Source organism: Alistipes sp. dk3624 (assembly GCF_009557455.1).
Taxonomy (GTDB): domain Bacteria; phylum Bacteroidota; class Bacteroidia; order Bacteroidales; family Rikenellaceae; genus Alistipes_A; species Alistipes_A hominis.
Genome location: NZ_CP045651.1, coordinates 1,942,829 through 1,957,179 on the forward strand (window position 1 = coordinate 1,942,829; position 14,351 = coordinate 1,957,179).

The window sequence follows — 14,351 nt, forward strand, 5'->3', positions numbered from 1 at the left end:
CGCGGCAAATTCTTCCGGCGGCCGCTCCGGACGGGCGGCAAGTGCAAAAAACTGTTGGCAGATCGAAAAATCTTGCCGATCTTTGTTAATCGGATCGCCGTCGCTCGGGTTGCGCGGCGGGAAACCGAAATAACGATGGAATATGAATGCGGATTTCTCGAAGACGGCTGTTTTAAAGACTATTAAAGAATATACGTTGATTTCGATCGGTCTGGTGATGTATTCTTTCGCATGGACCGGCATCCTGATTCCGGCCGATGTGATGGGAGGCGGAATCAACGGCGTGGGCCTGCTGATCTATTATGCGACCGGCGGGACGAACGGCGGCGTGCCGCTGGGGCTTTCGTTCCTGGTGCTGAACTCGGTGCTGGTGGCGGTCAGTTCGGTGTTGGTCGGGCTGCGGTTCGGCGCGAAGACGATCTATGCGATCGTTTTCATTTCGGCGGCGATGTCGGTGATGCAGGGGTTGATACCGAACAATCTACTCGGACTCGGCAACGACAAGCTGCTGTCGGTAATTCTCGGCGGAGCCGTGGCGGGCGGCGGTATCGGCATCTGTTTCACGCAGGGCGGCAGCACCGGCGGCACGGATATCATCGCGATGATCGTCAACCGTTACAAGACGATCAGTTACGGGCGGATCATCATGCTGTGCGACCTGTTGATCATCGGCTGTTCGATTTTCATATTCAAGAATATTACGGCCGCCATTTACGGTTACGTGATGGTGGCCGTCAACGGGTATACGATCGACGCCGTGATGGCCGGCAACCGGCAGTCGACGCAGGTGTTGATCGTGTCGAAAAAATACGAAGAGATCGCCCGGCTGATTTTCAGCGAGATGCGTAGGGGTGTGACGTTGCTCGACGGCGAAGGGTGGTACACGAAGCAGCCGACGAAAGTGGTGATGGTGGTTTGTCGCAAATACGAAACGGGAACGCTGTTCAAACTGATTAAACGGGTCGATCCGGAGGCCTTTATGACGGTCGGTAACGTGATGGGCGTTTACGGTCATGGCTTCGAAGCGTTGAAAAAATAGGTTAGAGATTTCGGAAAATTTATGCCGGAACGTTATCATATCGGAATGAAAATAAAAGAGAGCGGCGTCGCGTTGTCGCACATCGTCGAGATCGGAGAGAATCTGGCGGCTCTGAGCGCCCGTACCGGGGCGGAATACCTGCGGCTGAACCGGGGGATCAATTCGGTGGTAAATATCGACCTGCGGGAGGTGATCGCCGGGATCGACTTCAATACGGCGCAGATGCAAACCTATCCGCCGGGGCGCGGTTTTGCGGCGTTGCGAGACGCGATTAATGCGGAGTACTTCGGCGGCGAATCGTCGCGTGACAACCTGCTGATTGTGCCGGGGGCGATGAACGGACTCGACCTGCTGGCGCAAAGCGTCGACATCGAGCGGCTGTATCTGCCGGTTTATTACTGGGGGTGCTATTTCAAATTGCTGACCATCCGGGGCGTGCAACGCGCCGAATACCCGTCGCTCGACCGACTCGAGTCGATGATCCCGCGACTGACCGGCTGCGGCGTGCTGATCTGCGATCCGGGCAATCCGCTGGGACAAAAGTACGACGACGCCCGTTTGTTGGCGTTGCTGCGCAAATTGGACGCCGCCGGCGTAACCGTCTTTTTCGACAGCCCCTACCGCCGGGTTTTCCGCGACGCGACGGACACGTTCTACCGCGAAATACGTCCGTTGCGCAACGTGGCGATCGTCGAGAGTTTCAGCAAATCGATGGGGCTCAGCGGGCAGCGGATCGGGTTTATCCATACGACCGATCCGGGACTGTACGCCGAACTCGAAAAGCGGACGATGTACACGAACAACGGCGTCAACGCGTTCGCGCAGACGCTCGTGTTGCGCTTGCTTACGACGCCCGAAGGACGGCGCGCCGTCGCGGATTTCAAAGCGGCGACCGTGCGGGACATCGGGCTGAATATCGCTTACCTGAAAGAAAACGGCCTGCTGGCTACGGAATTTTACCGCGAGTCGATGCCGGTCGGCATTTTCGCGATCGTCGACCGCAGCGAGAAGGAACTGCTCGAACACCGCATCGGCAGCGTGTCGCTGGACTTTTTTACGCGCGACGCGGCGTTGGCCGGTTACGCGTCGAGGTTCAGCCGGATTTGCGTATCGGTTCCGCATACGAAGTTCCGCGAATTTTTCGATCCGCTCGTCCGCCGATGATATTTCGGCCTCTTCGGCTGATTAATGGGGCTGCGGCGAACCGTTTTTGACGAAAAATTCATAACTTTGTACGGAATATTGATTTTTGACCTTTACGATGAAAAAGTTTAAACGCTATCTTGTCACATCGGCGCTCCCGTATGCCAACGGGCCGGTGCATATCGGACACCTTGCGGGGGTATACATTCCGTCGGATATTTATGTGAGGTACCTGCGCCTGCGGGGCGCGGACGTGATCTCCGTATGCGGTTCCGACGAGCACGGCGTGCCCATCACGATCAAGGCGCGCCAGGAGGGAGTCAAGCCGCAGGATATCGTTGACAAGTACCACAATATCATCAAGAACGCTTTCAAAGGACTCGGCATGTCGTTCGACATCTATTCGCGGACGACTTCGCCCACGCACCATAAAACCGCGTCGGATTTTTTCCGCGCGCTGTACGACAAAGGAGAGTTCATCGAAAAGACCACGATGCAGTATTACGACGAGGAGGCCGGGCAGTTTCTGGCCGACCGCTACATCGTCGGCACCTGCCCGCACTGTCAGAACGACCGCGCATACGGCGATCAGTGCGAGAAGTGCGGCAGTACGCTGAGCGCGACCGACCTGATCGATCCGCACAGCGCCATTACCGGGTCGGTTCCGGTGATGCGCGAGACGACGCACTGGTTCCTGCCGCTGGACAAGCACGAGGAGTTTCTGCGCAAATGGATACTCGAAGAGCATAAGGAGTGGAAGGTCAACGTGTACGGGCAGTGCAAAAGCTGGCTCGATTTGGGATTGCAGCCCCGCGCGGTGAGCCGCGACCTGGATTGGGGGATTCCCGTTCCGGTCAAGGGTGCCGAGGGGAAGGTGCTGTACGTGTGGTTCGACGCGCCGATCGGTTACATCTCGGCGACCAAGGATCTGACGCCCGACTGGGAAAAATACTGGAAGGACGAGGACACCAAGATGGTGCATTTCATCGGCAAGGACAACATCGTTTTCCACTGCATCGTGTTCCCGTCGATGCTGCGCGCGCACGGCGGTTATATCTTGCCGGAGAACGTGCCGGCCAACGAGTTCCTGAATCTGGAGGGAGAAAAGATCTCGACGTCGCGGAACTGGGCGGTGTGGCTGCACGAATACCTCGAAGAGTTTCCGGGCAAGGAAGACGTGCTGCGCTACGTGTTGTGCGCCAATGCGCCGGAAACCAAGGACAACGATTTCACGTGGAAGGATTTCCAGACGCGCAACAACAACGAGTTGGTGGCCGTGCTCGGCAACTTCGTCAACCGCGCGCTGGTGCTGACGCAAAAATATTACGACGGGAAGGTTCCCGCCTGCGGCGAATTGACCGATTACGACCGCGATATCCTCGGCGAACTGCCGCAGATCAAAAAGGCGCTCGAAGAGAATATCGAGAATTACCGTTTCCGCGAAGCGCTCAAAGAGGCGATGAACATCGCCCGCCTGGGGAATAAATACCTGGCCGATACGGAGCCTTGGAAGCTGTATAAGACCGATCCGCAACGCGTGCAGACGATCCTGAACGTTTCGTTGCAGATCACCGCGTCGCTCGCGATCGCCGTCGAGCCGTTCATGCCTTTTACTGCGGAGAAGATCCTGAGGCTGCTCGACGTCGAAAAGTTCGGCTGGGATCAGCTTGGAAATACGGCCCTATTGAAGCCCGGACACCGGATCGGGACGCCCGCCTTGCTGTTCGAGAAAATCGAAGACAGCGTGATCGAGGCGCAGCTCGAAAAGCTGGCCGCTACGAAACGGGCCAACCTCGCAAAGGAGGCCGGCAAGAAGGTCGAACCGCAGAAAGAGAGCATTGCGTTCGACGATTTCGGAAAGATGGATATCCGCGTGGCGACGATCATCGCCGCCGAAAAGATCGCCAAGACGAAAAAGTTGTTGAAGCTGACTATCGATACCGGGATCGACAAACGGACGATCGTGTCGGGCATCGCCGAGCACTATACTCCCGAATCGCTTGTCGGGCGGCAGGTGCAGGTGCTGATCAACCTGGAGCCGCGCGAACTCAAAGGCGTGCTGTCCGAAGGGATGATCCTGATGGCGCAGGACGCTACCGGAAAGCTGGTGCTGCTGTCCCCTGCCGAGCCGGTCGGCAACGGCACGATGGTGGGGTAGCGGGAATAAAAACGGATTTGTGACGATTGAATAAAAATAGAGTTATGGACTTAGATTGGAAAAACCTATCTTTTGGGTACATCAAAACAGACTATAACATACGGAGTTATTTCCGCGACGGAGCCTGGACAACGCCCGAACTGACAACTGACGAAACGGTCACGATGCATATGGCCGCGACCTGCCTGCACTACGGGCAGGAGGCTTTCGAAGGACAGAAAGCATTTCGCGGCGCCGACGGCGTGATCCGCATCTTCCGTCCCGAAGAGAATGCCAAACGGATGCGCTCCTCGGCCGAATACCTGAAAATGGCTCTGCCGCCGGTCGATATGTTCGTCGATATGATGAAGCGGGTGGTTAAGGCCAACGAACGTTTCGTCCCTCCCTACGGGACGGGCGCTTCGCTGTATATCCGCCCCGTGCTGTTCGGCACCGGCCCGCAGGTCGGCGTAAAGCCCGCCGGGGAATACCTGCTGATCGTTTTCGTTACTCCGGTAGGTCCTTACTATAAGGAAGGGTTCAATCCGATCAAGGTGTTGATCGACCGCGACCACGATCGCGCCGCTCCGCTCGGAACGGGGCACGTGAAGGCCGGCGGGAACTACGCGGCGAGCCTGACTTCGGCCGAGATCGGGCATGAAAAAGGATATCCGAGCGTGCTGTATCTGGATGCAAAGGAGAAAAAGCACATCGACGAATGCGGCGCGGCCAACTTTTTCGGCATCCGCGACGGCGTTTACATTACGCCCAAATCCCATTCGGTGCTGCCGTCGATCACGAACATGAGTTTGATGACGCTGGCCGCGGAGATGGGGCTGAAAGTCGAACAGCGTCCGGTCGATTACGACGAGCTCGGAACGTTCGATGAAGCCGGATCGTGCGGAACGGCGGCCGTTTTGTCGCCCATCGGCAGCATTTACGATCCGCTGACCGGACATACTTTCGTTTACAACGACGGCAAGCCGGGCAAATGGAGCGAAAAGTTGTACCACCGACTGCGAGCGATCCAGTATGCCGAGGAACCCGATACGTACGGATGGATGGTTGCGTTGTAAGGAATCGTTTTTGAAAAACAGGGAACTGCGGACGGGGAATCCCGCTCCGCAGTTTTTAATCCGGGTACGATGACCGAAAAGGAACTGGCCGCCGAACTGAAAGGCAATTTTACCAAAGGATTTGCCGGACGTTACGGGAGATTGATTGCGGAACACGATCTTTTCGGGGACGCGTTGAGCCTTGGACTCGACAGCGATCCGTCCGTTGCGTTCCATGCTTCGTATGCATTGGAAAGGGCGTTTTTTATTGCGCCGGAGGCGTTCGAGCGGCATATCGGGCATTTCGTCCGGAATTACCTCGCGATCGTTAATCCGAGCGCGTGCCGTCATTATTCGAAGATGATGGCGTGGCTGCTCGACCGGAAGCGGATCGAACTGACCGACAGTCAGCGCCGACAGATCGCCGAAACGACGTTCGACCGGCTGATAGACCCGTCGGTGCGTCCGGCCGTAAAAGTGTGGTCGATGGAGATACTCGACATCCTGTCGGCAGAATTGCCGTGGGTCGAAGAGCAGCTTTACGATACGATCTGCTGGCTAATGCGCGACGACGGTCCGGCGCTGCGGAACCGGGGAGCGAAAATCTGCCGCCGCATCCGTGCGCGACGGCAGACTGCGCGGCGGTGATTGCCGTTTATTCCCGTTTTTTATATCTTTAGGGCATCAATTACTTCGATTATGGCAAAGAAACTGACCGTAGCGCTGATTTACGATTTCGACGGCACGCTTTCGCCGGGCAACATGCAGGAGTACGACTTTATTCCGGCGATCGGCAAAAGCAACCGCGAGTTCTGGGAGGAGAGCAACGAAACCGCCCGCGAACAGGACGGCGACCCGATCCTCGCTTATATGTACCGGATGCTGCACGAAGCCAAGAGTTCCGGCATTTCGTTGCGGCGCGAGTCGTTCGCCCGGTCGGGACAGAATATCGAATTGTACGAGGGCGTCCGCGAGTGGTTTCCGCGGATCAACGCCTATGCCGCCGAACGCGGCATCCAACTGCAGCATTATATCAATTCGTCGGGCCTGCGCGAGATGATCGAAGGAACCCCGATCGCCAAGGAATTCCGGAAGATTTACGCCTGTTCGTTCCTTTACGATATCGACGGCGTGGCTTACTGGCCGGCCGTGGCGGTCAATTACACCAATAAAACGCAGTTCATCTTCAAGATCAACAAAGGGATCGAAAGCGTGTACGACAGCCGGCGGATCAACGAGTATATCGAGGAGGAGCAGCGTCCGGTGCAGTTCCGTCACATGATTTATTTCGGCGACGGGACGACCGATATTCCGTGTATGAAACTGGTCAAACAGCAGGGAGGACATTCGATCGCCGTCTACAATCCCCGTTCGCGCCAGAAACGCATGGAGATGATGGAACTGATCCGCGATAACCGCGTCAGCTATATCTGCGCTGCCGATTACAGTCCCGATAAGGAGATCGACTGTCTCGTCAGGACGATCATCGACAAGATCGAAGCCGACCACAAGTTGAGCAAATTCTATAAAAAGTAATTTGTATTTTTAAAAGCTATGAAAATTATTTTTGCTACCAATAACCGTCATAAGCTGACCGAAGCGCAGGAGATTCTCGGCAGTGGTTATCAGTTGGTAACGCCTTGCGATCTGGGTATTACCGAGGATATACCGGAAGAGCAGCCGACTCTGGAGGGAAATGCTTTTCAGAAGGCCCGCTACCTGTACGACCGCACCGGGCTGGACTGTTTCGCCGACGATACCGGTTTGGAAGTCGATGCGCTCGGCGGCGCGCCGGGGGTTCGTTCGGCCCGTTATGCCGGGGATGGCAGAAATTCGTCCGACAACGTGGCGCTGCTGCTCGAAAACCTTTCGGGACAGGCCGACCGAAAGGCCCGGTTCCGCACGGTGATCGCGCTGATCTTCGGAGGAAAGGAATATCAGTTCGACGGGGTGGTCGACGGTACGATCACGGATACGCCGCACGGCGGGGGAGGATTCGGTTACGATCCGGTTTTCGTTCCGGACGGTTACGACGTCACGTTCGCGGAGATGGATTCCGAAGCCAAAAACGCGATCAGTCACCGCGGCCGCGCCGTCGAAAAATTGGCGGCGTTTCTTTCGGGAGCGAAATAATGCGTACGTACAAAGCCCGCGGCGTGGTGCTGCATACGATCAAATACGGCGACAGTTCGATGGTCGCCTACCTGTTTACCGACTTGTTCGGGCGGATGAATTACATGATCCAGGGCGTGCACAGCAGCCGGGGGCGGGGCAACAAGGCGGCGCTGTTCCAGCCGATGTTCCTGGTCGAATTCGAAGGGATCGAGCAGCCGCAGGCGCGGATGCATCGCATGAAGGAGGTGCGCAGCCTGACGCCGCTTTCGAGCCTGCCGTTCGACGTCCGCAAGAGCACCATTTCGCTGTTTATGGCCGAGGTGCTGTACCGATTGATCCGCGAGTCGGAGGCCAACGAACCGCTGTTCGATTTCGTCTGTCGGTCGGTCGTGCAGTTGGATCGGATGACCGAAGGGATTTCCAATTTTCACCTGTGGTTCCTCGTGCAACTTTCCGCCTACCTCGGATTCTATCCGGGCAACGAGCCGATCCCGAACGGTTATTTCGATATCCGGGGCGGCGTGTTTACGCCGTCCGTTCCGGCGCATCGGATCTGCATGGACGCTTCCTGTTCCGGCTTGCTCGGCGATCTGATGGATTGCGAAGCCGACCGGCTCGGTAGCCTGCCGTTGTCGCGGACGCAGCGTTCCGCTTTTATGGAGTCGATGCTGCTGTTTTTCGGTTATCATCTGGACGCTATCCGTACCGTCCGGTCGGTGTCGATTTTGCGTGAGATTTTTTGAGACTTGTCCGCGGCGGGCGCTCGTTTGGCTTGCGACCGATCGACGGTCGGGATGGCGTTTGCGACCGGATCGATCGAGCCGCGGGGGCGGCAGGAACCGTTTATTTTGCCGGATAGTCGGCGCCGTTTTTCAGCATACTCCCGGCGCCAAGGAAAATCTGCTGTCTTCGAAAACCGCCTAAAATCTGAAAATTATAGGACGCGTTATTCTTTTTATCGGATTTGCGGCCGGCTTACGTGTAGTTCGGGATGCTGTGAATCTTCCGGTACGGTTCGTTGAATCAAAAGATTTCGACGGCGATGGTTCGCCGGGAGCGGAGAGGCGTTGCAGTAACGAGGCCCGCTGCCCCGACCGGGCCTTATTTCGATAAAAAAGAGGAACGGGTCGATTATCGACCCGTTCCTCTTTTTATAAGAAAACGTCCGGAAAACCGGCTGTTCCTATGCAGTCGTCGATCGCCGCGATTAGCAGCGGAACGCTTTTTTCAGTTTATCGACGGCATCCAGTTTCTCCCATGCGAAAAATTCGATCTCTTTGCTCACTTCTTTTCCTTTTTCGAAAAGGGTTACTTTTTGCGTATAAGGACGGTTGCCGAAGTGTCCGTACGAAGCGGTCGCTTCGAAGATCGGGTTGCGGAGTCCGAATTCGCGGACGATGGCCGCAGGCCGCAGGTCGAACAGGTCGTTGATTTTCGCGGCGATCTGCCCGTCGGTCATTTTCACTTTCGAAGTTCCGTTCGTGTTGACGTAGACGCTCAGCGGTTGTGCGATTCCGATCGCGTAGGACAGTTGTACGAGCACTTCGTCGGCGATACCGGCCGCTACGAGGTTTTTGGCGATGTGCCGGGCGGCGTAGGCTGCGCTGCGGTCGACCTTCGAACTGTCTTTGCCGGAGAATGCTCCGCCGCCGTGGGCTCCGCGTCCGCCGTAGCTGTCGACGATGATTTTGCGGCCGGTCACTCCGGTATCCCCGTGCGGGCCGCCGATCACGAATTTGCCGGTCGGATTCACATGCAGGATGTAGTCGTCGCCGATCAGTTCGGCCAGGCAGTCGCCGGCTCGTTCCAGGCGGGCTTTGGTGCGCGGAATCAGGATGTTTTGGACATCTTCGCGGATTTTGGCGCACATCGCTTTTTCAGCGGCTTTTTCGCCGCCCGCTTCGGCGGCCGTAATGAATTCGTCGTGTTGGGTCGATACTACGATCGTATGCACGCGCTGCGGTTTGTTGTCGTCGCCGTATTCGATCGTAACCTGGCTCTTGGCGTCGGGTCGCAGGTAGGTCATCACCTTGCCTTCGCGGCGGATGGCGGCCAGTTCCTTCAGGATTACGTGCGACAGGATCAGCGTGGCGGGCATCAGCTCCTTGGTCTCCGAGCAGGCGTAACCGAACATGATTCCCTGGTCGCCGGCGCCCTGTTCCTCTTCGGTCTCGCGTACGACGCCCTGGTTGATATCGGGCGACTGTTCGTGGATCGCCGACAGCACGCCGCACGAATTGCCGTCGAAACGGTAATCGGCGTTCGTATAGCCGATCCGGTTGATCACGCGGCGCGCGACGTCTTGTACGTCCACGTACGCTTCCGAACGGACTTCACCGGCCACGACGACCAGCCCCGTGGTGCAGAGCGTTTCGCAGGCTACTTTCGAATTGGAATCGTGACGAAGAAATTCGTCGAGGATTGCATCGGAAATTTGATCCGAAACCTTGTCGGGATGTCCTTCGGACACCGATTCGGAGGTAAATAAAAATCCCATCTTTAAAATTTTTTAATGGTTTAAAATACTTTTAAACAATGGGAAAAACTCAGCTGTTGTAGATGAACACAAATACTATTTTAGCATTTTTTTCCGTGGTTGCAAGCGGCCAAATCTTTCCACAAATTCAGTAACGGCGGCAAAGGTAATAACATTTCGGATATTTGCCAAAAGTTTTCGGCGTATCGCTTTTGCGGAATAGTACGGCGTTGCGTTCGTTTTCGGCGTCCGTCGTCGTCAGAAAGGATAGCCTACGCCGAAATTCAGCGTCGTGTTCTGCATCCGGAAGTTCTGGATCCAGCGCTGTCCGGCCGCTTCGTTCGGGTTGTGCAGTTTGATGCCCCAGTCGATCCGGAATACGAAGAAACTGAAATCGAACCGCGCGCCGAGTCCGGTATTGAATCCCAGTTGTTTGTAGAATCGGTCGATTTTGAACTGCGATTCTTCGCCGTAGCCGCCCTGTCCGAGGAACCAGATGTTGCCGACATCGAAAAAGAGCGCGCCTTGCAAGATTCCCCAGACTGGAAAACGGGCTTCGAGATTCGTTTCGAGTTTGAAGTTCCCCAACTGGGTGGGATAGTCGCTGACCCAGCGCACTTCGTTGCCCGGGCCGAGCGTCCGGGCCAGCCAGCCGCGCATACTGTTGCTGCCGCCGCAGTAGAACAGCCGCTCGAACGGGATGGATGTCGAATTGCCGTAAGCGTATCCCCATCCGCCGTAGAAGCGATATACGAGACTGGTTTTCGGCCCCAATACGAATTTTCGCGCCAGGTTCAGATCGAACCGGAAATACTGGGCGTACCGGATACCGAACAGTTTGTAATACTCTTCCCCCGACGAACGGCCGAACAGGTGGCTCAGTCCGTCGATCAGGTTACCGTTCGTTTCGAAATTGAACCGTAACGCCAGCGAATTGCGTTCGGTGTTGATCTTCTGGTTGTTGAAGATATACGAGCCGGACAGTCCGGCGATCAGCTGCGATTCGTAGCTGTTCCGCAGGTAGGGATTCTGCAATTGTTCGAGGAAAGCCGTGTCGATCTGCCGCAGTTTCACCACGCTGATGTCCGCCGGCCGCAGGACGAAGGTGCTGTTTTTGCCGTTGCCCCACGTATAGCCCCAGACGCCGCTGGCCAGCGTACGATGGTAGTACGGGCGGCGCTGTACGCTGTAGGAGACTTCTACTTTCGTCCGCGGATTGAAGGCTCGGTTGTAGCGGTCGATTCGCAGCGGCGTGATGAAACGGGGAAACGAAAACGAGGTCGATACGCCTAATTCGAACGAGTTGCGCTTCTGTTTGACGCGCATGAATTCGTAGCCTCCGCGCACCTTGATGTCGAACAGTTCGACGCCGCGGAACAGGTTGCGGTTCTGGTAGCCCACCGTGGCGGCGATTCCGAAATAGTCGGCCGACGTGGTTCCTTCGAGTTCCAGCGAGTATCCCTGCCGCAGCGCAGGCGTACAGAAAATAGTGCAGTTCAGGTAGTGTTCGGTGCCGTACGAGGCTTCGCCGATGCCGGTGGAGTCCTGCGACTGCCCGATGTAGGTGATCCGGTTGTCCCGCAGCAGCGTATCGCCTTCCGCTTCCGAAAAGAGGATGCTGGCGCTTTTGTAATAGTCGAGCCGCATGATGTTTTCGTAAGTCCGTTTCACTTCGTCGGCATTATACAGGTAGTTCGGGTAGAGACTGATCGTTCGGCGCAGGATCTCCGCCCGCACTTTCGACCGGGTGTCGTAAACGATTTTCAGGCCTTTGTAGTCGAGCGTGTCGAGCCGGCTTTCGTAAAGAGAATCCGACACGGCTGCCGAGGGGTTGTAATCCGGATAGATATAGATGTTCCGGATGCGGTAAATTCGGTTGTCGTCGAGCGTCGCTTCGCCTTCGGCGGTATATCCGGCCATGTAGCGTTTTACGACCATCGTCAGGTTGACCGTGCGGTTGCCCGCCGTCGAGTCGGCTACATAACTGATGTTGTTGATCGAGAAGTTGTAATATCCCCGGTTTTTCAGGAATGAAGTGATCCGTACCCGTTCGTCGTCCAGCGTATTCGCATCGAAAATGTCGCCCGTATGCAGCAACGTCGAAATCGTGTCGCTGAAAATGATCGATTGCAGCGACCGGTCCCGGAAATCGTATCGGATGCTGCCGATCCGGTACGGTTCGCCTTGCCGGGCGAGGTAGGTGACTTTCGCTTTTTTGCCCGAAGTGTCGACCCGAAATGCCGTCGAAGCGTCCAGGAAGCCTTTGCCGTTCAGGTAAATTTTCATGCCTTCGGCCGAACGGGCCGTCAGTGTCGAGTCGAGCAGCACGGGTTCTTTGCCGATGCGGCGTTTGAAACGGTTCCACCAGTTCGTTTTGTCCGGGTCTGCCGAATTGTAAGCCCACAGATAGAAATTGGTTCCCAGGAAACGTTTGGTCGGATGCTGGCGGATGAATTGTTCCAATTCCGTCCGCGTCGCCCGTTCGTCCCGCGTCAGTTGTTTCTCCCGTTCGATCCGGACGTCGCTTTTGGACAGCAGGTATTGCCCGGACGGAATGTGCCGCGTCGCGCTGCATGCTGCGAGCAAGCAGCCGCAAACGACGACGACCGGCAGCCGCAGCCGCCTTTTTGCCGCCTCTGCAAACGAATCCGACCGGAATATCCTACTCACTCCGCCAACTATTTTACAAATTTGAAACGCACCCGTAGAACGCCGTCCGCGCAGTCGCTCGAGATCAGCCTGACCGGCGGGATCTCCGCCGTGTTCGATACGTGCGCCCCGATGCACGGACAGCTATCGAAATCGCCGATATGGACGATGCGGACGGTGGTTGCGCCTTCCGGCAGCCGCGACAGGTTGTAACGGGCGGCGGCCTCTGCCGCGGTCAATATTTCGTCCCGCACGTCCGCGTGCGAGGCGATCTGTTCGTTGACCGTCCGTTCGATTCCGGTCAGCTCTTCGGGCGTCAGGTTGCGGTGAAAGCGGAAATCGCATTTCGATTTCTTCTTTTCGATATGGGTCGAAAAGGCCCGGCCGCACCCGAGCGTCCGGGCGATCGCCCCGTTGATCAGGTGCTCGGCCGAGTGCATCGGCTCGAAATAGTCTTTTCCGTTCGGAGTTTGTTCGATCTGATTCATCGTTATTTTAAAACCGATTTTACGAATTTGTCTTCGATGTAAAAAACGCCTTTCCGGGCTTCGAACCGAACCAGGCAGTACTCCGGGTCTTCGACTCCTCCCGGAAAATGTTTGATAAACCACTCTTGCCACATGATCTTTTTGACCGCAGGGTATTCGATCACTTCGGCCGTTCCGGTTAGTGCGACGCTGTCTCCGCGGTCGAAAAAAGAGATGCCGGCGCGCGGGTTCCGGCGCAGATGCGCCGTTTTGTCGGAGCTGGTGCCGGTGGCGAACCAGATCGTAAACGGTTTTTCGGCGCGTATTTTGACGACCGGAACGGGACGCGGGAAACCCTTTTCGTCCAACGTCGCCACGGTAATCACTTCGCACCGTTGTAACAGCGCGAACGCTTTTTCGTGAATCGTTTCCATATCCGGTCGGTCTTACGGGTTCTTACTGGTTGAAGAACCCCTGTTTTTTCAGCATTTCGAAATATTTCCGCGAAAAAAGACGGTTGTCTTCGCCCTTGTAGCGACGTTCGGTGAAAATACGCGCCAGGTTCGGTAGGTCGTTCGCTTTCAGCAGGCCGGCCGTCTCTTCGGAAGCTTCCTTGTCGGCCCAGATCGCGTCGATCGCTTCGGGCGTGTAATCGTGGTAGCGTTCGCGGTGGATTACCCCTTCCAAGGGCAGGCGGTCGGTCGGCGGCGGCAGTTTGTCGGGGTAGCCCATCGTCACGGTAGTGACCGGGATCACCCCCTCGGGCAGGGCGAGCACCTCGGCGATCCGGTCGGCGTTGTAGGTCGTCGTGCCGAGGTAGCAGATGCCGAGCCCCTCCGACTCCGCTTCGAGACAGACGTTTTGCGAAGCGAGGATCGCGTCGATCGCGCCGTTGACGAACCAGACGAAATTGTCGTACTGCGGGTCGGCCCCCCGCTGGCGGCACCACAGCGAGAACCGGCGCACGTCGACGCAGAACGTCAGCACGATCGGGGCCTGAGTGACCATCGGTTGTCCGAAATGGCACGGCGACAGTTGTTCCCGGATCTGCGGGTCGGTCGTCACGATGATGCTGTATATCTGCATATTGCCTGTGTTGGAAGCCCTCGTGCCGGCTTCCAGAATCCGTTGCAGCAGGGCCTCGTCCACCGGATCCGGCTTGTAGCTGCGCACCGACCGATGCTCGAATATCGTTTTGATCATAGCTTTCTGTCTTTTTAACGGAAACGCGGATTCCGCATGAATTTATACAAATATCCGCTATTTTTTT

The 14,351-nt window shown here is 56.6% G+C and carries 13 protein-coding genes; 8 read left to right on the forward strand and 5 right to left on the reverse strand.

Annotation, left to right across the window (positions count from 1 at the left end):
• The first annotated feature begins 142 nt into the window (after positions 1–142).
• The 8 genes from GFH31_RS08225 (at position 143) to recO (ending at position 8,232) form a co-directional block, all read left to right on the forward strand.
• Entirely contained in the window at positions 143–1,039 is an 897-nt protein-coding gene (locus GFH31_RS08225; protein WP_101571874.1) for a YitT family protein, read from the forward strand.
• A 45-nt stretch (positions 1,040–1,084) separates the two neighbouring features.
• Positions 1,085–2,203, forward strand: a complete 1,119-nt coding sequence (locus GFH31_RS08230) for a pyridoxal phosphate-dependent aminotransferase (RefSeq protein WP_172970729.1) — start codon at positions 1,085–1,087, stop codon at positions 2,201–2,203.
• 97 nt (positions 2,204–2,300) lie between these two features.
• Positions 2,301–4,340: a methionine--tRNA ligase gene (gene metG / locus GFH31_RS08235; RefSeq protein WP_055203526.1), complete on the forward strand. Its 2,040-nt coding sequence runs from the start codon at positions 2,301–2,303 to the stop codon at positions 4,338–4,340.
• A gap of 44 nt (positions 4,341–4,384) precedes the next feature.
• Positions 4,385–5,395: a branched-chain amino acid aminotransferase gene (locus tag GFH31_RS08240; RefSeq protein WP_153497765.1), complete on the forward strand. Its 1,011-nt coding sequence runs from the start codon at positions 4,385–4,387 to the stop codon at positions 5,393–5,395.
• A gap of 69 nt (positions 5,396–5,464) precedes the next feature.
• A complete protein-coding gene (locus tag GFH31_RS08245; protein WP_153497766.1) occupies positions 5,465–6,022 on the forward strand; it encodes a hypothetical protein in 558 nt (185 codons plus the stop codon).
• A gap of 51 nt (positions 6,023–6,073) precedes the next feature.
• Positions 6,074–6,910 (forward strand): HAD family hydrolase, encoded by an 837-nt coding sequence (locus GFH31_RS08250; RefSeq protein WP_055202701.1) that lies wholly within the window; start codon positions 6,074–6,076, stop codon positions 6,908–6,910.
• An 18-nt stretch (positions 6,911–6,928) separates the two neighbouring features.
• Positions 6,929–7,507, forward strand: coding sequence for an RdgB/HAM1 family non-canonical purine NTP pyrophosphatase (gene rdgB / locus GFH31_RS08255; protein WP_118457065.1), 579 nt, complete (start codon positions 6,929–6,931; stop codon positions 7,505–7,507).
• Complete coding sequence (recO, locus tag GFH31_RS08260; protein WP_101571864.1) at positions 7,507–8,232, forward strand: DNA repair protein RecO; 726 nt, start codon at positions 7,507–7,509, stop codon at positions 8,230–8,232. The genes rdgB and recO overlap by 1 nt, the downstream gene beginning before the upstream one ends.
• Before the next feature lie 464 nt (positions 8,233–8,696).
• Here the strand turns inward: recO and metK are convergent, their stop codons facing one another.
• The 5 genes from metK to GFH31_RS08285 form a co-directional block, all read right to left on the reverse strand.
• A complete protein-coding gene (gene metK, locus GFH31_RS08265; protein ID WP_055202696.1) occupies positions 8,697–9,986 on the reverse strand; it encodes a methionine adenosyltransferase in 1,290 nt (429 codons plus the stop codon).
• A 237-nt stretch (positions 9,987–10,223) separates the two neighbouring features.
• Positions 10,224–12,635: a BamA/TamA family outer membrane protein gene (locus tag GFH31_RS08270; protein ID WP_228385745.1), complete on the reverse strand. Its 2,412-nt coding sequence runs from the start codon at positions 12,633–12,635 to the stop codon at positions 10,224–10,226.
• Between the two features lie 8 nt (positions 12,636–12,643).
• Complete coding sequence (locus GFH31_RS08275) at positions 12,644–13,102, reverse strand: hypothetical protein (protein ID WP_055202694.1); 459 nt, start codon at positions 13,100–13,102, stop codon at positions 12,644–12,646.
• A 2-nt stretch (positions 13,103–13,104) separates the two neighbouring features.
• A complete protein-coding gene (locus GFH31_RS08280; protein ID WP_055202691.1) occupies positions 13,105–13,515 on the reverse strand; it encodes a pyridoxamine 5'-phosphate oxidase family protein in 411 nt (136 codons plus the stop codon).
• A 22-nt stretch (positions 13,516–13,537) separates the two neighbouring features.
• Positions 13,538–14,284, reverse strand: a complete 747-nt coding sequence (locus GFH31_RS08285; RefSeq protein ID WP_118457059.1) for a nitroreductase family protein — start codon at positions 14,282–14,284, stop codon at positions 13,538–13,540.
• Positions 14,285–14,351: the final 67 nt, after the last annotated feature.